At 33.3% G+C, this 24,579-nt stretch carries 18 protein-coding genes and 1 pseudogene; 15 read left to right on the top strand and 4 right to left on the bottom strand.

From position 1 onward, the window contains the following. Window positions 1–89 precede the first annotated feature (89 nt). Both D9V42_RS03705 and D9V42_RS03700 read right to left on the bottom strand, forming a co-directional pair. Entirely contained in the window at window positions 90–1,307 is a 1,218-nt protein-coding gene (locus D9V42_RS03705; protein WP_122063172.1) for a cell envelope integrity TolA family protein, read from the bottom strand. Further along, a complete protein-coding gene (locus D9V42_RS03700; RefSeq protein WP_122063170.1) occupies window positions 1,307–2,467 on the bottom strand; it encodes a hypothetical protein in 1,161 nt (386 codons plus the stop codon). The genes D9V42_RS03705 and D9V42_RS03700 overlap by 1 nt, the downstream gene beginning before the upstream one ends. Before the next feature lie 183 nt (window positions 2,468–2,650). Between D9V42_RS03700 and D9V42_RS03695 the strand changes: the two genes are divergently transcribed. The 11 genes and pseudogenes from D9V42_RS03695 (at window position 2,651) to uidA (ending at window position 15,810) form a co-directional block, all read left to right on the top strand. After that, window positions 2,651–3,064, top strand: coding sequence for a DUF2188 domain-containing protein (locus tag D9V42_RS03695; protein ID WP_122063168.1), 414 nt, complete (start codon window positions 2,651–2,653; stop codon window positions 3,062–3,064). 327 nt (window positions 3,065–3,391) lie between these two features. After that, window positions 3,392–4,087 carry a GTP pyrophosphokinase gene (locus D9V42_RS03690; RefSeq protein ID WP_107530190.1) on the top strand — a complete coding sequence of 232 codons (696 nt, stop codon included), beginning with the start codon at window positions 3,392–3,394 and terminating at the stop codon, window positions 4,085–4,087. 61 nt (window positions 4,088–4,148) lie between these two features. Further along, window positions 4,149–4,235, top strand: a pseudogene (locus D9V42_RS03685) (MerR family DNA-binding transcriptional regulator); the annotation flags it as partial. 264 nt (window positions 4,236–4,499) lie between these two features. After that, window positions 4,500–5,180 (top strand): GntR family transcriptional regulator, encoded by a 681-nt coding sequence (locus D9V42_RS03680; RefSeq protein WP_107554312.1) that lies wholly within the window; start codon window positions 4,500–4,502, stop codon window positions 5,178–5,180. Between the two features lie 35 nt (window positions 5,181–5,215). Continuing rightward, entirely contained in the window at window positions 5,216–6,754 is a 1,539-nt protein-coding gene (gene gntK / locus D9V42_RS03675; protein ID WP_122063166.1) for a gluconokinase, read from the top strand. A 208-nt stretch (window positions 6,755–6,962) separates the two neighbouring features. Then, window positions 6,963–8,321: a gluconate:H+ symporter gene (locus D9V42_RS03670; RefSeq protein ID WP_107554314.1), complete on the top strand. Its 1,359-nt coding sequence runs from the start codon at window positions 6,963–6,965 to the stop codon at window positions 8,319–8,321. Window positions 8,322–8,562: 241 nt separating this feature from the next. Continuing rightward, the gene (locus D9V42_RS03665; protein ID WP_107554315.1) at window positions 8,563–9,336 is read left to right on the top strand and encodes an SDR family oxidoreductase; all 774 of its coding nucleotides are present in this window, start codon (window positions 8,563–8,565) and stop codon (window positions 9,334–9,336) included. A gap of 300 nt (window positions 9,337–9,636) precedes the next feature. Then, a complete protein-coding gene (locus D9V42_RS03660; protein ID WP_107554316.1) occupies window positions 9,637–10,710 on the top strand; it encodes a YkvI family membrane protein in 1,074 nt (357 codons plus the stop codon). 123 nt (window positions 10,711–10,833) lie between these two features. After that, window positions 10,834–12,048, top strand: coding sequence for a helix-turn-helix domain-containing protein (locus D9V42_RS03655; protein WP_122063164.1), 1,215 nt, complete (start codon window positions 10,834–10,836; stop codon window positions 12,046–12,048). A 530-nt stretch (window positions 12,049–12,578) separates the two neighbouring features. Next, the gene (locus D9V42_RS03650; protein ID WP_122063162.1) at window positions 12,579–13,982 is read left to right on the top strand and encodes an MFS transporter; all 1,404 of its coding nucleotides are present in this window, start codon (window positions 12,579–12,581) and stop codon (window positions 13,980–13,982) included. A 34-nt stretch (window positions 13,983–14,016) separates the two neighbouring features. Continuing rightward, entirely contained in the window at window positions 14,017–15,810 is a 1,794-nt protein-coding gene (gene uidA / locus D9V42_RS03645) for a beta-glucuronidase (RefSeq protein WP_122063160.1), read from the top strand. A 648-nt stretch (window positions 15,811–16,458) separates the two neighbouring features. On the opposite strand, the gene D9V42_RS03640 is transcribed toward uidA, so the two are convergent. Continuing rightward, window positions 16,459–18,183 carry a glycoside hydrolase family 3 protein gene (locus D9V42_RS03640; RefSeq protein WP_122063158.1) on the bottom strand — a complete coding sequence of 575 codons (1,725 nt, stop codon included), beginning with the start codon at window positions 18,181–18,183 and terminating at the stop codon, window positions 16,459–16,461. A 3-nt stretch (window positions 18,184–18,186) separates the two neighbouring features. After that, window positions 18,187–19,032 (bottom strand): HAD hydrolase-like protein, encoded by an 846-nt coding sequence (locus tag D9V42_RS03635; RefSeq protein WP_122063156.1) that lies wholly within the window; start codon window positions 19,030–19,032, stop codon window positions 18,187–18,189. A gap of 522 nt (window positions 19,033–19,554) precedes the next feature. Between D9V42_RS03635 and D9V42_RS03630 the strand changes: the two genes are divergently transcribed. From D9V42_RS03630 to uxuA, 4 genes are all read left to right on the top strand, one after another. Then, window positions 19,555–20,193 carry a bifunctional 2-keto-4-hydroxyglutarate aldolase/2-keto-3-deoxy-6-phosphogluconate aldolase gene (locus D9V42_RS03630; protein ID WP_122063154.1) on the top strand — a complete coding sequence of 213 codons (639 nt, stop codon included), beginning with the start codon at window positions 19,555–19,557 and terminating at the stop codon, window positions 20,191–20,193. 397 nt (window positions 20,194–20,590) lie between these two features. Continuing rightward, window positions 20,591–21,994: an MFS transporter gene (locus tag D9V42_RS03625; RefSeq protein WP_122063152.1), complete on the top strand. Its 1,404-nt coding sequence runs from the start codon at window positions 20,591–20,593 to the stop codon at window positions 21,992–21,994. Between the two features lie 20 nt (window positions 21,995–22,014). Next, window positions 22,015–23,421 carry a glucuronate isomerase gene (gene uxaC, locus D9V42_RS03620; protein ID WP_122063293.1) on the top strand — a complete coding sequence of 469 codons (1,407 nt, stop codon included), beginning with the start codon at window positions 22,015–22,017 and terminating at the stop codon, window positions 23,419–23,421. 19 nt (window positions 23,422–23,440) lie between these two features. Next, complete coding sequence (gene uxuA / locus D9V42_RS03615; RefSeq protein WP_122063150.1) at window positions 23,441–24,484, top strand: mannonate dehydratase; 1,044 nt, start codon at window positions 23,441–23,443, stop codon at window positions 24,482–24,484. The last annotated feature ends 95 nt before the right edge of the window (window positions 24,485–24,579 follow it).

Here is a 24,579-nt window from a genome sequence, read left to right as displayed (position 1 = left end):
TAGAGAAGGTCAGTGCTTAAATTGCCTATAATATGATGGGGGGGAGACTACGGTTTGTCTCGGGTTAGACTGTCGGTATGTGCAGGAACCTAATCACTATCTTTATATTGCTTAGCCTTTGCTTCGCTTTCTTGCTTTTTCGCTTTAATAGCATCTTGAGCATCTTCTTCTCTCTCAGCACGTGCTTTTTCATCTTCGTCCATTTTTTGGTAGCGTTGTTTTTGCCGATAACCATATGTACTTTCTAATATCTGTGATTCATTATTTAAACCAGCACCAATTGCTCCAGCAACGGTGGAAATAGAAGTTGCAAACCATGCGAGATTAATATAAGTAATGAAGCTAGCAGGTCCATTTAACTGTAGCGTTTGTCCTAAATAGCCTGGCGGTAAAACTACGAGTGAAGCCAGTAAAAAAAGACAAAATAAAATTAAGTAATAAAAAACAATAGATACAGTTAATGTTAAAGTAGTTGTTAAATTATATAACATTGTTATTTGTTTATTGTTGCTTTCTTTTGATGATTCCCATAAGTTATGTGCAACAATAATCCATACCATCATACCTAAAATGGCAACCAACATAATGAATAGCATGCGCCATGCAGAGTAGACAAAACTTAAATTCCACATCGTAGTAAAAACGATACCAAAAGCACCAGTGGTGAATGCGATCGCAACTACATTACTAAGACTTTTTAACATATTAAACGGATTATTCGCAAATGTCATACCACTAATTAAACGAAATGATCCTTTTGTATTTGAAGAAACATAATATAACGTGTGTTTTGAATCGGTATCTTCAAAGTATTCAGTTTTTGTGACTAAGTTTGAAAAGGGAAATTGAGCATTCAATTGCTGTTCACTTTCATCTTCACCTTCCGCTTGTTTCATATTTGATTCATTATATTCATCAATGGCATCAATAATACCTAATATAGAGCGTTGGAGCCGTTTTTTTATAGGACGCCAACCATAAGATGGTATAGAGATTAAACTTGCGCCATTACTACTATTGATATCAAATGCGACAGCATTTCCCTTTTTAATGATTGGTAAATCGGTTAGACCAATTGTATATTGCCATTCGTTGTTATTTTGATAATCAGAAATTTTACGAAATATTTTTTGAACGGTTTCAGCAGAACCAGTAAGAGGGTCAATGATTGTCTCGATTTGCCATTCATGGTTTTCAGAAAAATGTGAGGTAAGCAATTCTGGTAGCTCTGTTTTTAGATGGCAAGCAATTTTTTCAGTTACGCCAGGAGCTGCAACTAAGCCTATTTTCACAATATTACGACACATTAATTACGCTCCTCTCTATGTGTTTGTTTCTGCCCTACGTAAGAGTGATGTTCTTCGTGTTTATCATAAGTATCTTCATCTTCTTGTTCTAACTGTTTATTTCTATAATATTGTCTAAATGAATAAGTTACACGTTTGATTTTCTCTGCATTCTCTACTGTTGAACCCATTGCTCCTGCCAAGATACCTAGAGAAGTTATAAACCAAATTAAATTAATATAGTTAATTAAAGTAGGTGCTTTACTGTTAAGTGTTGTCCAATTTGAAAATAATTCTGGTGGGACAAAGAGTAAAGTACTAACTGTTAGTAATAGAAATAAACTTAAAAAGTTAAAGAGTGTGATGGTAGTTAAAGTGGTCACTGTAGTGAAATTATAGATATATCTATATAGTTTTTGAGTTTTAGGGCTTTGTCGTTCCCATAAATTATAAGAATATATGAGCCAGCCAACCATCCCGAATATAGATAACAACATAAGTAATATAAACCGCCAATAATCATATTCTAAACTCAAATCCCAAGGGGTAGAGAAAATCGATATATATGTTCCAGTAGCAAATGAAACTGAAATTATTTTTTTAAAGTCAAAGATTGCGGACCACGGTTCATTGGCATAGGTCATTCCTGCTATTAAATGAAGCCATCCTATAGTTGTGGACTTTACGATAATACGTTGATGATTTTGATCTTGTGCTTCTTCATTTGGAATTACAGTGTTGAATTGAGTTAATTTAAAATGTTGTTTATTAAGAAGTTGCTTGTCAGAACCACTATTTTGTAATAATTGAATGACATAAGTGATGAAATGTTTCAATTTCTTTTTAAGTGTTATTGCTCCTAAGACGGGCAGTGAAATGAGTGCAATATTATTATCGTAATTGATATCACAGATAACTGTTTTTCGGTTAGAAAAATTTGGTAAATCAGTAATACAAATGGCATAATCCCATTCTTTTTGCTTTTTCATGTTTGTTGCTATATCCATTGCTTTGTCCATATGTTCAGCAGTACCAACTATAGAAGCAACATGCTTATCAAAGCGCCAACCTTCATCATTTGTCTGTTCCTGAATTGCTCTAGGTAACTCATCGTATATTTTATTTACCATTTTATGTGGCATATCAGGTGAAGGGATTAAACCTACTGTGATATTCGCCATATAAGCCCCTCCAATCTGTATAGAATTTATTAACTTAATATATGTACTACAATTCCCTTTATGACAACGCGTAATCATGATTAGCTTTACGTTCTATAAAATGAGTTGAGTGCAATGAACGGTTTATACTAATTTATTAGTGGTAAACAGTAAGCAAGAATAAATAGATTGGAAGTGGTAGTCATGCCTTGGACAATGGAAGATTATCCGCAAAGTTGGAAAAATTTTGATGAGTTAGAACGCAAAAAAGCAATTGATATAGGCAATGCCATGTTAAAAGATGGTTATAAGGAAGAAAGTGTAATTCCCATCGCAACTAAACAAGCCGAATCTTGGTATAGAGATGCTTCAGACAGCGAATTAAAGGAACTAAAAAATAAAAAAATTACACAGCATAAACAAGATGATTCAGCTAATCCGAAATTAAACCAAAAAGACGTTCATGTGTATTATGAAGATAACGAATGGAAAGTTAAATCAGATGGTGCAAAACAAGCATCAGATACTTTTCCTAAAAAAGAAGATGCGATGAAACGAGCACGTAATATTACAGATAACCGTGAAACAGAAATTATAGAGCATAAAAAGAACGAATAACTACATGGACTAGTCATAAGATTATATAATTGTTGAAATAGTAAAACAGTTTTTGGCATAAGTAGATGTTAAGGACAATTTAGTCTGTAATTCTTAGCCATACATGTCGGGGCGAGACAATGAAATCATTTCAGCAAAAATTGATTTCTGTCTTGCTCTTTTTATTTGTAATTTTATGAATATTAATTGACTAAAATAAATAAATTTTTGAAATCATCACGCGTTTTATATGGTAGAAATTATAGAAAAGTATAGCTTTATATTTAAATTGTAAATTAGAATTAGCTATAATGCTCTATAAGAAGTGATTAATTGGAGGTACGAAATATGTACATAGAACGTAAACCTTCGTTAAATGTAGACGATTTGAAGGAAGAATTTAAAGAAAGTATCGACCATATCAATGAGTCGGAAGAGGCTCTAGAAATGGTTGTTGGTTTTGTTGCCTTGGAACAACTATATTCTTCAGCATTAAAAGAAGTAAGTACAAAACTAGATATATTAGACGATCAATTTCAACAGATGTACAAACATAATCCAATACATCATATGGAACGTCGTGTTAAAGAGATGAGAAGTTTGATAAACAAATTAGCACGTAAGGGCTGTGATATAAGTACAGAATCCGCAAAAGAGAATATATTAGATGTAGCTGGAATCCGTGTGGTTTGTAATTATTTGGATGATATTTATGTGATTGAAGATTTATTGCTTAAACAGGCAGATGTTACTTTGATAAAGCGTAAAGATTATATCGAACATCCAAAAGAAAATGGATATCGTAGTCTGCATATTGTAGTGACTATACCAGTTTACTTAGCACATTCTATGGAGCTTGTACCCGTAGAAATACAAATAAGAACAATAGGGATGGATATGTGGGCTAGTCTAGAACATAAAATTCGTTATAAAAATAGTGAAAACACAGAAAAATATAGATCTGTATTGAAACAGTGTGCCACAGATATTACTTCTGTAGAAAGCAAACTACAAGATATATACTCAGAAGTATTTAAAAATTAATTAAATAATTTGCTGATTACGTAACGTCATCATGTATATTTTTATTGAGGAGGTATAAAAAATGACTCAATATCAAACAGGTGAATTAGCAAAGCGGTGTAATGTCTCAATAAGAACAATTCAATATTATGATAGAAAGGGTCTGTTAACTTCAACTAAGGATGAAGATAATGGAAGCTTCCAAACTACTAAGAAAAGCGTAATTAAGATAAGAAATAAAATGTTTACACATTTACATTTGCGTCACTAAATAAAATTTTTGCCGACACGTTTGGTCTAAAAAACCTGATGTGTCGGTTTTTTATGCCATTTACCATATTGATCAGCAATTGCAAGCGCTTGCAATATTGGCGGTTGTGTATTATCATACTTGTATACAAGTATATCGTATTGATAAAGAGGTGGTGTTTTAGTGGATTATTCATATCCTGAACAATGGTTAGACGGTGTGTCAAAAGGCGAAATGATTGCAGCTGAAATTCGTTTGAGAATTGTTGATGGTACGATAACACCTGACACTTTATTGACGGAAAATCAAATTGCCAAAGAATTTAACGTCAGTAGGTCACCAGTTAGAGACGCTTTTAAATTGTTAAAACAAGATCAATTAATTCATCTAGAAAGAATGGGTGCAGAAGTTTTACCATTTGATGATAATGAGAAAGAAGAACTTTATGATTTAAGAATTATGCTTGAGTCATTTGCGTTCAGTAGGATTAAGCCCAAAATGCATAATCAAATTGTAAAAGAATTAAGCAAACAATTGGAAATGATGAAGGTAGCGGTTAAATTTGAAGACGCAGAAGCGTTTACTGAACATGATATGAAATTTCATGAAGTAACAATTATGGCGTCTAAACATCAATACTTAAAAACATGTTGGAATAATTTACGCCCAGTAATGGAAGCACTTATTTTGCTATCTATGCGTAAACGAATGAATGAAAACCCTGAAGACTTTGAAAGAATTCACCAAAACCACGAAGTATTTATTGAAGCAATTGCAAATAAAGATGCGTATAAATTGAAAGAAGCATTTCATTTGAACTTTGATGACGTAGGTGATGATATCGAAAGCTTTTGGTTAACTTAGCATTTTAACGTAGTAAAGAATCGGGAGGCAAAAGCATGAAATACATGATAGGTGTCGATATAGGCACAACAAGTACGAAATCAGTGCTTTATGACGAAAAAGGTCAATTTATAATGAAACATAATATCGGTTATCCTTTGCATACACCGAATGTCGAAATATCAGAAGAAAATCCAGATGAGTTATTTGATGCGGTATTAATGACAATCAAATATGTCATGAGAGAAGCTGATATTGATAAAAAGGACTTGAAATTAGTTTCATTTAGCGCTCAAATGCATAGTCTTATAGCAATGGACGCTAGCAATCAACGTTTGACTGAAAATTTAACTTGGGCTGATAATAGAGCAAGCAAATACGCAGAAGAAATTAAAAATAACCATAATGGTGATGCGATTTATCAAAGAACTGGAACGCCAATACATCCTATGTCTCCATTATCTAAAATATTTTGGATGAAGCATGAACAACAAGAAATATATAATCAAACAGCTATTTTTGCTGATATCAAAACGTATATTTTCTATCAATTATTCGAGCAATTTGTAATAGATCATTCTATGGCATCATCAACAGGTATGTTGAATTTGGAAACATTATCTTGGGATAAAGAAGCGCTCGAACTATTAGGTATTAACGAATCACAATTGCCTGAACTTGTACCAACGACACATATATTAAAAGGTATGAAACGTCGTTACGCAACATTGATGGGCATTGATGAGCATACACCAATCGTTGTTGGCGCAAGTGACGGTGTATTATCTAATTTAGGCGTGAACGCTTTTAAAAAGGGTGAAGTTGCTGTAACTATAGGTACTTCAGGTGCTATAAGAACAGTTATAGATAAACCACGTACTGATGATAAAGGAAGAATCTTTTGCTATGTATTAACAGATGATCATTATGTTATCGGTGGCCCCGTTAATAATGGTGGCGTAGTACTACGATGGTTACGTGATGAGTTATTAGCAAGTGAAGTTGAAACAGCAAAACGTTTAGGAGTAGATCCATATGATGTACTAACTAAAATTGCTAATCGAGTTAAGCCTGGTGCGGAAGGTCTCATATTCCACCCGTATTTAGCAGGTGAACGAGCGCCATTATGGAACGCAGATGCAAGAGGTTCTTTCTTTGGATTGACGTTATCTCATAAAAAGGAACATATGATTAGAGCTGCTTTAGAAGGTGTGCTTTATAATCTATATACAGTTTATTTAGCCTTGATTGAGGTTATGGATGAGACACCATCAACTATTAAAGCTACAGGTGGTTTCGCTAAAAGTGAAGTTTGGCGTCAAATGATGGCAGATATTTTCGATACTAATTTAAGTGTCCCAGAAAGTTATGAAAGCTCATGCTTAGGTGCTTGTGTATTAGGAATGAAAGCGTTAGGAGAAATTGAGGATTTCTCAATTATTGAGGAAATGGTTGGTACTACAAATGAACATAAACCAAATGAGGACAATGTGAAAATATACCAACAATTAATTTCAATATTTATAAATTTAAGCCGTTCATTAGAGGATCGTTATACAGAAATTTCAGCGTTCCAACGTGAACATATGGATTAATGATAATTAAGTAAGTAGGTTGGAGGAGAAGGAAAGCTGTAATTAGTAATTGTCATTGGGTGACCATTTATTTAATTACCTTTCCTACATACCTATAAATAACACAGTGAGAAAAGTTTTTTTAGAACAAAAAGAAAGCGTTACCAAGAGTGGGGTAGCTATGTCTGTTAGCTACATTCATTCTTTACTATGGAAGGGGAGAACGATGATGTTTGAAACAATTTGGCCATTGGCTACGGTGGTAATAGGTATTATCGTATTACTATCATTAATAATTTTCTTGAAATTAAATACATTTATTTCATTAATCATTACATCTATTGTAACTGCAATATTACTGGGAATGCCTTTAGATAAAATAATTGAAACTGTTGAAAATGGTATGGGCAGCACACTTGGCCATATTGCTTTGATTTTTGGGCTTGGCGCCATTTTAGGTAAATTACTTGCTGATGGTGGCGGCGCGACGCGTATAGCTGACACGTTGATTAAAAAGTTTGGCTATAAACATGTTCAATGGGCAATGCTTGTTGCAGCATTTATTGTAGGTATCGCACTATTCTTTGAAGTGGGATTAGTATTGTTAATACCATTAGTGTTTACTATAGCTAAGCGTGCAAATGTATCACAGTTGAAACTAGGTTTACCAATGGTAGTAGCTTTATCTGTAACACATGGCTTCTTGCCACCACATCCAGGACCAGTAGTTATTGCAAAAGAATTGGAAGCTAACCTGGGCCATGTGTTAATGTACGGTATTATTATTGCTATTCCTGTTACATTGATAGCGGGACCATTATTTAATAAAATTGCACAAAAAATCGCACCAACTGCTTATACTCGTGAAGGTGACATATCAGCATTAGGTGCACAAAGAGAATTTAGTGAAGCTGAGATGCCAGGATTTGGTATTAGTTTACTAACAGCTGTTTCACCAGTTATCCTAATGTTGTTTTCTACAATTGTACAGTTAATTACAGGTAATGAAACAGCGACGAACGGTTTTGAATCTGTAGTTTACTTTGTAGGTACAGCGGGAACGGCGATGCTTATTGCAGTATTATTTGCCATATTTACAATGGGAATTAAGCAAGGGCGTAACAATTCAGAAATTATGGATTCAGTATCTAATGCAATTTATCCAATTGGTATGATGATTTTAATTATTGGAGGTGGTGGTACCTTCAAACAAGTTCTAATTGATGGCGGTGTTGGAGATACCATTGCTAAATTGTTCGAAGGTACAGAAATGTCTCCTATACTATTAGCGTGGATTGTGGCTGCAGTACTACGTATTGCACTAGGGTCTTCAACAGTAGCGGCGATTTCTTCAACGGGAATCGTATTACCGTTATTACAAGCGTCAGATGTTAACGTGGCTTTAGTAGTGCTTGCGATAGGTGCAGGTAGTGTTATATTATCCCATGTTAATGATGCAGGGTTCTGGATGTTTAAGGAATATTTTGGCTTAACAGTCAAGGAAACATTTTTAACTTGGTCACTACTGGAAACAGTAATTTCAGTTTCAGGACTCGTTTTTATATTAATATTAAGCATTTTTGTATAAACGATTTAAAGATTAACTATAAATTAGTTGAATATATTACAGCAGAAGATTAGGATAAAAAATCTAATAATAAGCGTTCATTGAACTAATAAAGTAATGACAATGAAAAAACTTGAGGAGACAGGTGTGCGAAATCAAACTTTGGTTTCTACCTGACTCCTTTATTTTTATCAACACAATGACAATTTAAAATTATATAATATAAGTAAAGAATATTATGACTAACAAGGAGGAACTGTAAATGACAAAATTTAACACGGATAGTTTTTCTGTAAAAGGAAAAAATGCAATTGTGACAGGTGGCGCTAGAGGTTTAGGTAAATATTACACTATCGCATTAACGATGTATGGCGCTAATGTCACAGTTGTAAGTTCTTCAAATCAAGCGTGGGAAGCTTTAAAAGAAAGTGTGGAACAGAATGAAGGTGAAGTGTCTTTTATACAACAAGATCTAAAAGAACAAGGTGCAGCCGAAAAAGTTGTTGCGCAAGCAGTGGAAACATGGGGAAGTTTAGATATTTTAGTAAATAATGCTGGCGTTCAAATTCGAAATAATGTCTTAGATTATAAAGATGAAGATTGGCAAAATGTTATAGATATCAATTTGAATGCAACGTATTATATGGCACATGAAGCGGCTAAAGTTATGACAGAACAGCAAACTGGTAAAATGATTAATATAGGTTCTATGCAGTCATATCGTGCAGGTAAAAATATCTTTCCATATGCAGCTAGTAAACATGGCGTCGTAGGTATTACACGTGCGTATGCTGATGCATTAGCACCTTATAACATTCAAGTGAATGCACTTTCTCCTGGTTACATTCGTACTGATATGACTAAAGTATTAGAAGAAGATCCAATAAGAGGGCCAGAAATTAAAGGGCATATACCATCTGGTGAGTGGGGAGTGCCCGAAGATTTAATGGGACCTTTAATATTTTTAGCAAGTAGTGCATCTGACTATGTGACAGGGACAACATTACCTGTGGATGGTGGTTATTTATTAAGATAACAAGTTATTCATAACAATTAGCTATAGGAGGCGAGTATAACGTGTTTGTACTTGCCTCTTTTTTATGGAATATTGAAGAATAGCAATATACTAAGTGATCAGCTCAAAGATATACTATTGAAAATACAACATAAACTACGCTTTAAATGATAAAATGTAGAAGCGATTGCTCATTATATATATGATAAATGGGATATCGATTTATAAATGAGTCAGAAAGTTAAGCTATATAAATATAATCATTTTATGATGATTTAAGGGGTAAGTTATTTTGTCTTTTTAATTTAGGGGGATTACATTATGAAAAGGATCTTATTAATTGCAAGTGCATTTATTGGTGTCATTGTAGGCGCTGGTTTTGCTTCTGGCCAAGAAGTACTTCAATATTTTACAAGTTTTGGTATTATGGGCACGTTTGGTGCAATTATTACAACGGCACTATTTACTTATGTTGGTATGATGCTTGTATGGCTGGGAAGTAAATTTAAGACAGATTCTCATAAAGAAGTGATACATCATATAACGGGAAAATCATTGGTAGGAAAAGTACTTGGTTGGATTATTGACTTAGTTATTATCTTTACATTATTTGGTGTAGGTGTAGTAATGATTGCAGGAGCGGGTTCAAACCTTAATCAACAATTTGGTTTACCTTCTATTGTGGGTACGTTATTAATGACTGCATTAATCTTATTAGCAGGTATGTTAAAGGTTGAAGGTGTTGTAAAAGTTATTGGTAATATAACGCCATTTTTAATTATATTTATTATCCTAATTTCAGTTTATAGTTTTATTACTACAAACACACCATTTTCACAGCTTGATACATTATCAGATGCTAAACCTTCAACATTACCAAACTGGTTTGTTGCTGGAGTGAACTACGCTTCCTTTAATACTGCTGTTGGTGCTTCAATGGCTATAGTCATGGGAGGTTCAGAGAAGCATACGAAGGTTGCTGCAACTGGTGGATTAATTGGTGGTCTTGCTTTAGGTATTATGATTGTATTGAGCCACTTGGCTATTTTCACGCAAATTGATGTTGTTGGAAATATGGATATGCCAATGTTAGGTATTGTAAATAATATTTCGCCTGTGCTAGGTATTATCATGGCAATCGTTATATTCGGTATGATATTTAATACTGGATTAGGAATGTTTTATGCTTTTGCGTCACGCTTTACGGTAGTAGATACGATGAGATTTAAAATATTCTATACGATAGCAGTAATTGTGGGATTGTGTTTAAGTTTTGTCGGATTTACAGATTTAGTAGCTATATTCTATCCATTAATTGGTTATTTAGGGCTCGTACTTATTTTGGTATTGTGCTATGCACCATTTAAACTTAAGTTTCATAATAAAAATGCATAAATGATTTAAAAAAATGCTATTAAAATAAAATGAAACCTAAGGCTTAATAAAATGAAATTAAATTTATAACCCCATTCCTTTATTTTTAGTTATAATATAATAAAGGAATGGGGTGATTTTTTTATGAATGAGAACACGTTAGAGATTTTACAAATGAATGCACTTCAACTATTGGGTATCCAATTGGAAGGTTATGATATGAGTGATATAAAGGGGATTAGCACACATATTAAAACACCATTTACAAATACTGCAAGAAAACAGTTTAAAACTGAGCTTAAGCACTTTATTGTTCATATGAATAGTAATAAAATTTATCATTATTCAAACAGTTTTGATGTTAATTTTTTGATTTTTAAATTTAAGAAAAATAAGCAGATTTATATCATTGGACCTTATATGGAGCAAAGACCGAATGAACGACGTTGTAATGAGTTACTGCAAAGAGCAGATATTAAAATATCAAAGTTGTCCATCTTAAAACAGTATTTACTTAGTATACCTTTGTGTCATCATGTTAAAGCTCAAAAGATGTGTCGGTTAGCAATTCGCTTTTTAAAAAAGAGAAACGTTGTTTATGAAACAGTGAAGATTGATTTCAAGTTTCATTCAACAATAGAAGTGTTGGCTGAATCAAGAGCTCAAATGGATTATACACTACAAGAAATAGAACAACGCTATAATTTAGAGAATCAATTACTTACGGCAGTTGAAAATGGGAATGTGACAGAAGCGTTATCAATTTTAAATGAAATGAATGTATCTGTGGCTGGTTTACGTAGAGTTAAAGATGATGTTTCTAATGAACAATATAAAGCATTTCTTATCAATACGTTATGTCGAAAGGCAGGGGAAAAGGCAGGTATTAGCTTAATTCACATTGATGAAATATCTGAGAGATATGCTGCTATTATTGATCAAACTATGGACAGTGAGATGCTTGATGAAATTATTCATGAAATTGTTAAAGAGTACGCGGAAAGAGCTATGAAGACAAAAGCCAATGCATATAGTCCAAAAGTAAGTAAAGTAATACAATATATAGAAAGAAATTTGGACAATACGCTGACCTTAAAAGAATTAGCGAGTCATGTTGATTTAGCTCCTAGTTATTTATCTAGGATATTTAATCAAGAAATTCACAAATCAATTTCACAATATATCATTGAACTAAGAATTAAAAAAGCACGTGATTTGATTGCTAGAACTAAGATGACAGTTTCAGAAGTTGCTTCATATGTAGGGTTTAAAGAACAAAGTTACTTCACACAATGCTTTAAAAAGCAATATGGCGTGCCTCCATTAAAATATAGAACAGAGCATAAAGAATTTTACTAAGAAATTAACTTCAAAAAATTAAATTTTATAAAGAAAGTTGCTGTTTTGGTAAAAAAATTATAAAAAATGTAAAAAAAGTCTTAAAAAATTGACAAAACAGTATGGAAAATGCAATTTTAGAATATATTAAAACAATTTAAGTAGTGTATTTTCTAATAAATCATTTCGCTCTATGTAATTTTTACAATACACTTTAGTTATAGCTTTTATTCGTGTTATCTCAGTTCAAATCATAAGGATATACATTATACATTTATAACAACGTTGTTATTTTTGTATTGACTGTTTAATTTTAAAAAATATAATAAAAGAAAGATCTCTATAAATTACTTACAGGGGATGTATTCAATCATTACGAAATGATGAAGGAATTTGTAGAGTTACTTTTTTTACACAGATAAGAAAACGCTTACAATTTAATGTGTTTGCTTATTGAGTGTTAATTATGAATACAGTTACGAATACATACTAAGAAGTTATTGGAACAATTAATTATCCAATATCTTCAATAGTGGAAAGAGGTAATCGATATGGTTACAGCAAAATTAAAGCCAGCAAACAGTAAACTAAAGCATTTTAAAGAGATTCAGGAGCCTAGGTTGAAATTTAAGGAAAAGTTATCTTATGGATTTGGTGACCTAGGTAACGGCATGATGTTCGATATGGGGCAGATTTACTTACTTTTATTTTATACTGATATATTAGGAATACCTTCGTGGGTAGGAGGTTTAGTATTTTTAGTTTCGAAATTCTTCGATGCCTTTGTTGACACAGCTGTAGGTACAATCGTAGATAACCAAACTAATTTTGCTAAACGTGGTAAATTTAAACCGTTTATTTTATATGGCAGTATTCCGTTAGCAATACTTACAGTCATAACATTTTTATCACCAGAGATAGGACAAACAGGCAAAATTATATGGGCTTTTGGTTCGTATTTGTTATTTAATGCAGCTTATTCATTTGTAAATATTCCATATGGCTCACTGTCTGCTTCTATGACTATTAATGCGGATGATCGTACGCAATTATCGGTATTCCGTAACATGGGATCTCAAGGCGCAATGTTTATATCTGGTATTGTCGTTATACCTGTTGTTAGTTTATTTCCAAATCATCAAATAGGTTATCCAATAGCAGTTGGGATGCTTGCTATTGCTGGGGTAATATTCCATATGATTTGTTATAAAGGTGTAACTGAAAGACATACGATTGAAAGACCGAAAGAAAAAGGAATTGGTCGTAAGGCGTTTTTAAATTTATTGAAAAATAGACCATTCATCATATTAGCAATTTATACACTTTTAACAATTAGTGCACTATTTTTACAGCAAGCTTCTCAATTATATTATTTTAAATATGTTTTAGGAGAACAAAATTTAGTAGGGATAGTTAGTACACTCAACTTCCTTGTGCTAATTCCAGCGTTAATATTAACAACGTTTTTAAGTAGATTGGTTGGTAAGAAAATGACTGCGATTATAGGTGTAGGAGGATTTATTCTATTCCAATTCATCAATTTCACTTTTTTCTCAGATCATATCGTGATGTTCTTAGTTATTAATACCGTTGCACAATTATTCTTAGTTATTCCTAATACTGTAACTTGGGCATTTATTGCTGATGTTGTGGAATACGGACAATGGCAATCGGGTCTTAGATCTGAGGGAATTATATATGCAAGTTATAGTTTTACAAGAAAAATATCACAAGGTTTAGCAGGCTTTATACCAGGTGCATCTTTAACACTTATTGGATTTGTTCCTAATGCCACTCAATCAGCAGATACATTACATGGATTGAAAGTATTATTCTTTATCGTTCCTGCGACAGCTTGTTTAATTGCAGTCATACTATTCTTCTTTGCATATCCATTAACTGACCGTAAACATAAACAAATTGTTAAAGAGTTAGCATTGAGAGAAGAATTGTAGATAGATTTAATGAAAATGAAAGGAGTAAGTGAGTATGTTGTATCCAGTTGTAAATGAATTTAGAAGTATGATTGATTTGAATGGTATTTGGCTTTTTAAATTAGAGGAAAATGAAGATCACATTGATGTGTCACAACCATTAAATACTGAACAAGTCATGGCTGTGCCAGGTTCGTTCAATGATCAAGGTGTCACTGCTAATATTCGTAACCATGTAGGGAACGTTTGGTATGAAAGAACATTTACTGTTCCCAACGTATTAAATAATGAACGTATTGTTTTAAGATTTGGTTCAGCAACACATAAGGCAACTGTATATATTGATGGTAAAGAGGTAACATCACACGAAGGTGGTTTCCTACCATTTGAAGTAACATTAGATAAAGCTTACACAGTTGGGACACATCGTTTAACGGTATGCGTAAATAATATATTAGATGAAACAACTTTACCGGTTGGAGATTATAACGAAATAATAGATGCAGAAGGAAATGTGATTAAGAAGAACACACCAAACTTTGATTTCTTCAATTATGCGGGGTTACATAGACCTGTAAAAATATATACAACACCTAAGATGCATATTCAAGATATTGAAATTGTACCTGAATTACAAGGTGATGATGCTTATGTAAATTATAAAGTGAGTACGAGCCATAGCGAAGGGACAGTTGAGGTTCGATTAGTGGATGAAGACAAGGAAGTTATAGCGAAATCAACAGGTGTAGAAGGTACGATAAAGGTTCAGAATCCACATCTTTGGAAACCATTAAATGCGTATTTATATCATTTAGAAGTATCACTTATAGACGATGGAGAGTTAATTGATACTTATGCTGAGCGATTTGGTATACGTTCTGTCGAAGTGGCTAAGGATAAATTTTTAATTAATGGAGAGCCGTTTTATTTTAAAGGTTTTGGTAAGCATGAGGATAGTTATTATCATGGCAGAGGTATGAATGAAGTAGCGAATGTATTAGATTTTAACTTGATGAAATGGATAGGGGCGAATTCATTTAGAACTTCGCACTACCCGTATTCGGAAGAAATGATGCGTTTAGCTGATGAACAAGGTATAGTGGTGATTGATGAAACGACTGCTGTAGGAGTTCATTTAAACTTTAATGCCATTTTAACTGGTGAAAAAGCAAGAAATACATTTGAAGAAATAGGTACAAAAGCGGCGCATGAAGCTGTGATTAAAGGGTTGATTGAACGTGATAAAAACCATGCTTGTGTAGTTATGTGGTCGATTGCCAATGAGCCAGCTTCTGACGAACAGGGGGCCAAAGCATATTTCGAACCATTAGTGAATTTAGCACGAACATGTGATCCACAACAGAGACCTGTTACAATTGTAACCATACTGACTTCTCAACCAGACACATGCCAAGTGCAAGATTTAGTCGATGTCTTATGCTTAAATAGGTACTATGGTTGGTATACTCAAACAGCAGATTTGAAAGCAGCTAAATTGGCCCTAGCAGAAGAGTTAGATGGTTGGAGTATTAAACAGCCAGGTAAACCAATTATGTTTACTGAATATGGCGCCGATACAGTGGCAGGAATGCATGCATTAAACGATGAATTATTCACAGAGGAATACCAAATACGTTATTATGAAGCCAATCATGAAGTTATTGATAAGTATCCACAATTTATTGGAGAACAGGTATGGAATTTTGCAGATTTTGAAACTTCTACTGGTATTATTAGAGTTCAAGGAAATAAGAAAGGGATTTTCACACGTGAAAGAAGGCCAAAAGCCGTTGCGCATTACTTCAAAGAAAGATGGTCAAATATTCCGGATTTTGGATATAAAATATAATAGATAAGGATGGGAGTCAGACAGAAATATAATTTATTTAAAAGGTTTCTGTCATACCCGAGATAAGGATGACTAGAAGTGAAAGCATGACAGACTTAACTGTGATGTGAGTAAAAGTTCATGCATAAGTCCCACGAGCCCAATATAATGTTTAAGAATCTGAGACATAAAGTTCTTGGATAAGTGAAAAAAGGCGATTTCTATTGAATTAAAATAGAAATTGTCTTTTTCAATATTGTTTTGATCATAGTTAGCTCATTGATTTAGTTTAGTAGTTTTTATTAAACTATACGCAAGAGCCTTATTTTTTTAAAGTGTTTTAATGTAAAATTACATATGAATGTGACGTATTTTTGGCGAGACTCTTGAGGGAACAGGACTAGGTGAAGACTACAGGCTGAAGCTGTCTCCTAAGAAAGCGAGCCAAACAATACGAAGTATTGAATAAACAAAAAGAAGCCCTCAGATGAATTGAATCATCTGAGGGCTATTTTTCTGGGATTGATGTCCCAGCCTCTTCGAAATATAATACTAAACCAAAGTACAACTTTTGGGGTTCAGTACAAATTAAACCATTTGAGTGTTTCTTTTTCTGGGATTGATGTTCCTAATCCCTATTTATTCATTTATATTATGTTGTTGTCTATATTATAATTTGGCTTGCCATTTATTAGTCCAAACCAAATCGTTATAAGTACCTTTAAAAGTGCTCAACCCCATAATTTTATCGACTGTTTGTTTAATAGTTTCAGGGTTAGAATGATAAGCATTTATATAAGCTTTCACCATTGTTGCATCGTGTAAATGAGTTGTGAAATTTAATGAGACAAACACTGTTGGGACTTCGTGTACATACCAAGGAATTTCATTGCTCATTGCAGTACCCCATTTGATTCGATAGTTATTTTCAGCAGCATAACCGATAATGTTAGCGAAGACAAGTGCTGCATCAACGTCTTCACGATAAGATAATGTTTTACCTTTAACGCGTGTTGAACCATCGTTTAAAGTAACATTAAAACCTCTCGATTCAAGTTCTTTAATAATGTCTTCTGGTACATTATTAGCAGATTTATAAATACCATCTTTCTCACCTTCAATTACATAAAGGCGAATGTTTTTATGTGTTTCTGGACGAATCGGTAATTGATCTAATGTATTTTTTACGAGGGTAATACCTAAATCAGCAGCTTCAGCACGCATGTCTAAATGTTCTTGGCAACCGATAACTTGCAAGTCTTCTTTAGCGCGAATGATTGTTCCGTCTACTTGTTTTTTGTGTAAATTCAATTGTGCTTTTAGCCCTAAGATACGGCGAACAGCATCATCTAAACGTTCATCTGTGATGATACCATTGTTATATCCGTTTAGCATGAATTGATAATCTTCTTCTAAATCATTGAAGAAGAGGAACATATCACATCCAGCAGCAATTGAAAGAGGTACGTAATCTTCACGACGCATAGAAGCAGTCATACCTAACATATGACTAGCATCTGTAACGACAAAACCATTAAAATGCATATCATCTTTAAGTAAATCAGTGATAAGTTCTTTTGATAATGTTGCTGGTAAAATATCTTTATCTTCTAGGTTTGAGTTTAACTTTTTAGAATAAGCAGGTTGTGCAATATGCCCAGCCATAATCATTTGTACGCCTCGATCAATATGGTGTTGATAAACTTTACGGAAACTATTGTCCCATTCTTCTGTAGATAATTCGTTTACACCCAATACTAAATGCTGATCACGCTCTTCTGTACCATCCCCAGGGAAGTGTTTAATACATGTAATCATGTCATGTTCTGAGTTGAAACCATCAATAAAGGCACTAGAATATTTAATGACCGTTTGTGCCTCTGTACCATATGAGCGTGTATTTACTATAGTATTGCGCCAGTTCTTAAGAATATCTACACACGGGTCGAAATTGATATGTACACCTAATGCTGAAGATTCACGTGCAGAAACGAGCCCAGCATTGTATGCAACCTTAGTATCTTGAGCAGCTTCACATTGTGCTGCGCTTGCAATATAAGTGCCATCTTTACATGCGCCATTACCTCCAGAATCACAGTTAGCTGCGACAAGTACAGGTATCTTTGTATTTTGTTGTAAGTCATTGAGTAAGCTTTGTACTTCAACTTTATTGCCGCCTTCATAACGTGCGCCACCAATATGATAACGTTCTAAAACTTCTTTATTACTCAAATCTGCATCGTGGAATTTTTTTCCACCCTCTAATGAAAATAAATTGAAAAAGAGTTGTCCAATTTTTTCTTCACTTGATAAATCTTTTAGTGTTTCTTCAACCCAAGCAATTTGTGTGTCGTCTAGATTATAAGGGGATGTTTTTAGGTTTACTTTTACCATTAATTATTTCACTCCTTCAAAATTATTATAAAAAATAGAAATTAAAGAAGATTGTATATCTTGATTGAAACGACCTTCTTTGAATAGTTTTAAGTATTTATTGTGAAAATCTAGCCATGATTGATCTTCGTGGCTGGCAAGAATAGGATAAAAATATAAATCATGTGCTTGAGCAGCTTCCAAGTCGCCCTTAGCATCACCTAGCATAATAATATCTTCTAAGTTATAGAATGACTTTAATACTTCGAGACAACGCTCTTTTGTACCTGCTTCTTGGGCGAACATGCCATTCAAGTATGGTGTTAAATGATAAGACTCCCACTCATGTTGAACTGCAGAAAGGTTGGCTGACGATACGATAGCTATATCTGCAAATGAAGCGGTATCTTTTAAGGCATTATGTACGTGATTAAAAGGACCGATACTAGGAAGTTCTTTAATGCGTGCATTGACTTTATGAGACCAAGATAAAGCTTTGCGTAAACCAGATTTGTTTGGGTTATCTTCAATAGCTTCTTCTAGACTAGGATTTGAAAAAGATTGGGTAGTTTGTACCCATTGTTTTATGTCGTCATATCCTTGAATGTCTAAACCTTCTGCAACAAGTTCTCCTAACATTTTTTCAAGACCTCTAAAACGATTGATGCCTCTGGTTATTTCATAAAGGTTCAATGCATTCCATCGTTCTAAGATCCTTTCTGATTCATCTTCGAGATGCCATTCTTCGACAAGTGCTGGACCAAAAGCGCGTTCATGTTTAATAGTCATAGAATCAATGGCACATCCATCTGAATCAACGCAAATGAGTTTATTATATTTAGCTTTATAGTGTGATAAAGATTGAATCATTTTTAAAATTCCTCTCCCATAAGTTTAAATAAAGTGATTATCATAATGTCTTTTACAATCATAATTGAGTTGAGTAGTGTAAAAGACGATTGGAATTATTATGCTATTAAAGCAGATAATCCATATGATAAAGCGCTTTCTTTACACTATTAAAGTTAGCATTTAGCTTTCAAAAAAACTACAGAATAATCATTAATTATGTGATTTAATTCACAAAAATGCTATTTTAGGCTAATTTATTTCTAAAAATGTTAATAAGTTTATAAAAAAGAGCATATATTTCAATAATTCAATTGATTAACTGCGCCACTACAAATTTGTACGCTACTTAATTTTTATATCATTTGAAATTTGAGATATTAGTATTGATCTTAGATTTATCAAGTACTTTCGAATGATTCTATTGCGAATTATATGACGACACTATTTAGACAAATTTTTATTGTAATTGACTGAAAATAAATAAAAAATATAATGAAAGTGAGTTGAGTATGAGATTTTAATCAGAAAAGGAAGATGATGATGAATAAAATGCGAACTTTACAACAACTACAAGAAAATTATCTGGTTGCGGTTGTTAGAGGTAATACGGAGGATGATGCATGGCAAAAATGTAAACAAATAATTGAAGGAGGCATACTAAATATTGAAGTTACATTTACGACACCACATGCGGAAACAGTTATAAAATCTTTAAGTACGAAATATAAAACTGATGTTTTAATTGGTGCCGGAACAGTTATGGATGCTACTACAGCGCGTATCGCAATTATGAATGGAGCAAAATTTATTGTGAGTCCTCATTTTGATGCACAAATAGCAAGGATGTGTAATTTATATACGATACCTTATCTACCAGGATGTAGTTCGGTTACGGAAATAACAACCGCTTTGCAACATGGTGTTGACGTAGTGAAGTTATTCCCTGGAGATGGCTTAGGGGCAGATTTTATAAAAAATGTACATGGACCGATACCACAAGTAGAAATGATGCCTTCAGGTGGCGTATCCATAGAAAATATGCATGAATGGTATGAAAAAGGGGCGTTTGCCATAGGTATTGGTAGTGCATTAACCAAAGGTGCTCAAGATGGGGCGGATCGAATTATTGTAGAACAAACACGTGCATTTGTGGAAAGATTTAAAAATATAAAAGCTTAACATTTTAACTTTGGTAACTGTCAATTCTCATTATTTCAGTAAATAGCATAACATTTTAAACATCAGTAATTGTTGATTAACAAACGATATAGGTAATATGAGTATGAGTCGTAAAAAATTTTGAATTTTATTGAAATCGTTTACATATATCGTTGGGGTTACAAAATAAAGTTATAGAATCTTTAACTTATGAAAATATATGTGCAATTGGAATATGAATATAGATAGGTTTGACTATCCTTTATTGTAATCATTCTATGATTCAAATTATTTTTAAAGTATTTATAAAAGAAGTACTTATAAAACTATAAATAAAGACAAAGACAGTTATATTTATATAATTTTAATGTTTAAGTAAATGTTTAGGGGACATCAAACGTTAGAAAGAGGTCATCTTATGGTTTCAATGTCAGCGAAGAAAGAACAAACAAAGCAAGAAAAATTTGACGATATTAGTACACCAAAATTAAAATTCAAAGAAAAATTATCATACGGTTTAGGTGATTTAGGTAACGGTATGATGTTTGATATGGGACAAATATATTTATTGAAATTTTTTACGGATATACTAGGTATTTCCGCTTTTTATGGTGGGCTTGTATTTCTTGTTTCAAAAATATTTGATGCTTTTGTAGATACTGGTGTAGGCACTTATGTGGATTCGAGAACAAATATTGGAAAACGTGGTAAATTTAGACCGTTTATTTTATATGGTACAGTACCACTTGCAATTTGTACGGTTTTATCATTTATTGCGCCAAATTTAGATCAAACTGGTAAAACGATTTGGGCATTTGCAACTTATATGTTATTTAATGCGGCGTACTCAGTTGTAAATATACCTTATGGGTCACTTTCTGCGTCTATGACTGTTAATGCTGAAGATAGAACCCAGCTTTCAGTATATAGAAACTTAGGGTCACAAGCGGCATTATTTGTGGCAGGTATTGTAGTCATACCGTTAGTTAATCAGTTTCCAAATCATGCAGTTGGTTACCCTGTTGCAGTTGCATTATTAGCTGTCGTAGGAGTTGTTCTACATTTAATTTGTTATAAAAATGTTAAAGAAAGACACGTGATACAACGTCCTAAGACAAAAGGTATGGGTAAAAAGGCATTTGTGAGCTTGTTGAAAAATGGAGCCTTTGCAGTATTAGCGATTTATACATTATTAACAATTATGTCGATGTTTTTAAAACAGTCATCTCAATTATACTATTTCCAGTATGTTATGGATGCACCTAATTTAGTTGGTCTTGTAAGTACATTAAACTTTGCCGTGCTTATTCCAGCGCTTTATATAACAACGTTGTTAAGTAAGAAAGTAGGGAAAAAGATGACAGCTATTATAGGTATAGCTGGATTCGTACTGTGTGAAATTTTAAACTTTGCACTTTTTGGAGATCATATAACGACATTTTTAATAGTAAATACAATTTCTTCATTCTTTTTAGTTATACCTAATACAGTAACTTGGGCATTTATTGCTGATGTAGTTGAATATGGGCAATGGAAATCTGGCATACGTTCTGAAGGTATTACGTATTCAAGCTATAGTTTCACTCGTAAGATTTCACAAGCTTTAGCAGGTTTTATTCCTGGTCTTGCATTAACGATGATTGGTTATCAGCCCAATGTTGCTCAGACTACGGAAACTTTAATAGGTCTTAAAATATTATTCTTTGCTGTGCCAGGTGTAGGTTGTTTAATTGCGCTAATTATCTTCTTAATTGGTTATCCGCTAACAGATAAGCGTCATAAACAAATTGTTAAAGAACTAGCATTAAGAGAAGAAATTTAATGGAAAGGGCGTTTTCAGTAATGACACAATTTATCACTGATCATTTTATGTTACAAAATAAAAAAGCAGTTGAGCTATATGATAAATACGCAAAAGATATGCCTATTTATGATTATCATTGCCATTTAGACCCACAGCAAATTAGTGAGAATACACACTTTGATAATATCACAGCATTGTGGTTAGGGGGAGATCATTATAAGTGGAGAGCAATGCGTGCACAAGGTATTGATGAATACTATATAACTGGTGATGCTTCTCCAAGAGAGAAGTTTAAAAAATGGGCACTTACATTAGAAAATTCGGTTGCAAACCCCTTATATCATTGGTCTCATTTAGAGTTAGCGATGTATTTTGATGTGCATGAAGTGTTGAACGAACGCAATGCTGATCAAATATATGATCAAGTTAATAGTTATTTGCAGCGTCATAATATTACAGCACAATCTTTAATTACTCAATCAAATGTTAAGTTGATTTGTACTACAGATAATCCTACAGATGATTTGCGTTATCATGATGAGTTGCGTACTCAGACAAACTTCATGACTCAGGTCTTACCTTCGTTTAGACCAGATATTGCTTTTAAAGTTGGCGAAGAAAGTTTTGCTGAATTCATAGAAACATTAAGTGGCTTAACACATCCTATTAGTAATGTAGATGACTTTATAGAAGCTATAAAAATACGAGTTAATTATTTCCATGATAGAGGTGGACGATTAGCAGACCATGGATTAAATACGATTGAGTATCAGTCTTACAATCGCGCGGATATTGATGATATCTTCCAAAAAGGGTTGGAAAAACAAAAAGTAAGTAATAAAGCATATGCACAATTTCAAACGTTTTTATTAAATGAATTAAGCAAGATTTATAATGAAAAAGGCTGGGTTATGCAAATTCACTTTGGCGCAATACGTAATAATAATACTGTGGCATTTGAACAATTAGGACCCGATGCTGGTTTTGATTCTATACGAGATCAACAAAATCTTGCTGAAAACTTAAATAGCTTGCTAAATATGATGGCTTCAGGTGAGCATTTACCCAAAACAATATTATACAATTTAAATCCGGCATATAATGACGTTATAGGATCTACTATTGCAAATTTTCAAAATAACACTGACATACAAAGTAAAGTGCAACATGGTGCGGGATGGTGGTTTAATGATACGAAACGCGGCATGTTAAATCAGATGACATCATTAGCAGATCAAGGGTTATTGATGCATTTTGTTGGCATGTTAACAGACTCTAGAAGTTTTATCTCTTACTCAAGACATGATTATTTTAGAAGAATTCTATGTACTTATATTGGTGATTTGGTGGAGTTAGGAGAAATACCAGATGACTCAAGTTTATTAGGGAAGTTAATTAAAAATATTTGTTATTACAACGCTTATAATTACTTTAAATTGATTTAGAGAGGGGCTGTCATTTGGAATGGAAATGACATTTAGATGGTATGGTAAGGATGATCCCATCAGCTTAGAATATATCAAGCAAATACCAGGTATGAAAGGTATTGTCAGCGCAATCTATGATATACCAGTAGGCGAAGTGTGGCCATTAGATAAAATCCAAGAGCTCAAATCAGAAATTGAAAATGCAAATTTAGAGCTGTCGGTCATTGAGAGTGTACCTGTACATGAAGATATCAAATTAGGGAAGGCAACGCGCGATAAATATATTGAAAATTATTGCCAAACGTTACATCATTTAGGACAAGTAGGTATTAAAGTAGTGTGCTATAACTTTATGCCAGTATTTGATTGGACGCGCTCACAGTTAGATTTTCCGTTAGCGGACGGTTCAACAGCGCTCATATATGATGAAGAAGAAATTGCTAAAATGGATCCACTAAAAGGTGAACTCTCTTTACCGGGGTGGGATTCAAGCTATACGAAAGAAGACTTAGCTACACTTTTTGCAGATTACAAAACAATTGATGAAGAAAAGTTATGGGAGAATTTAAGTTACTTTATTAACAAAGTAATACCTGTGGCAGAAGAAGCAGATGTACTGATGGCTATACATCCAGACGATCCACCTTGGGGGATATTTGGATTACCCAGAATTATTACAAATAGAGAAAATCTAGAAAGGTTCATTCGCTTACATCCGTCTAAGTATAATGGTTTGACTATGTGTTCAGGTTCCTTGGGTTCGGATAAGCAAAATAATTTCCCAGAAATGTTAGCATATTTTGGTCAAAAAGGACGGGTTCATTTTGTCCACGCACGTAATGTGAAATTAGTTGGGAATAAGTCATTCCAGGAAGCTGCACATTTATCAGAAGCAGGTTCTATCGATATGTATGAAGTTATAAAAGCGTTACATGATTTTGGATACGAAGGACCAATCAGACCAGATCATGGACGTATGATTTGGGGAGAAACAGGAAAAGCAGGGTATGGTTTATATGATCGAGCACTAGGTGCAACATATTTAAATGGTTTATATGAGGCAATAGTTAAAAAAGCATAGCACAAAGTCCTAGAAAATAAGTGCCAGCGTTTTTAAAGGGTTTAATAATGATTATGTTTGATGGGCAAAGAGAAATGTCAAATATAAGACTTTAA

This window comes from Staphylococcus pseudoxylosus (assembly GCF_003697915.1).
In the GTDB taxonomy this organism is placed as follows: Bacteria; Bacillota; Bacilli; order Staphylococcales; family Staphylococcaceae; genus Staphylococcus; species Staphylococcus pseudoxylosus.
This window is presented reverse-complemented; position numbering and strand designations above follow the sequence as displayed.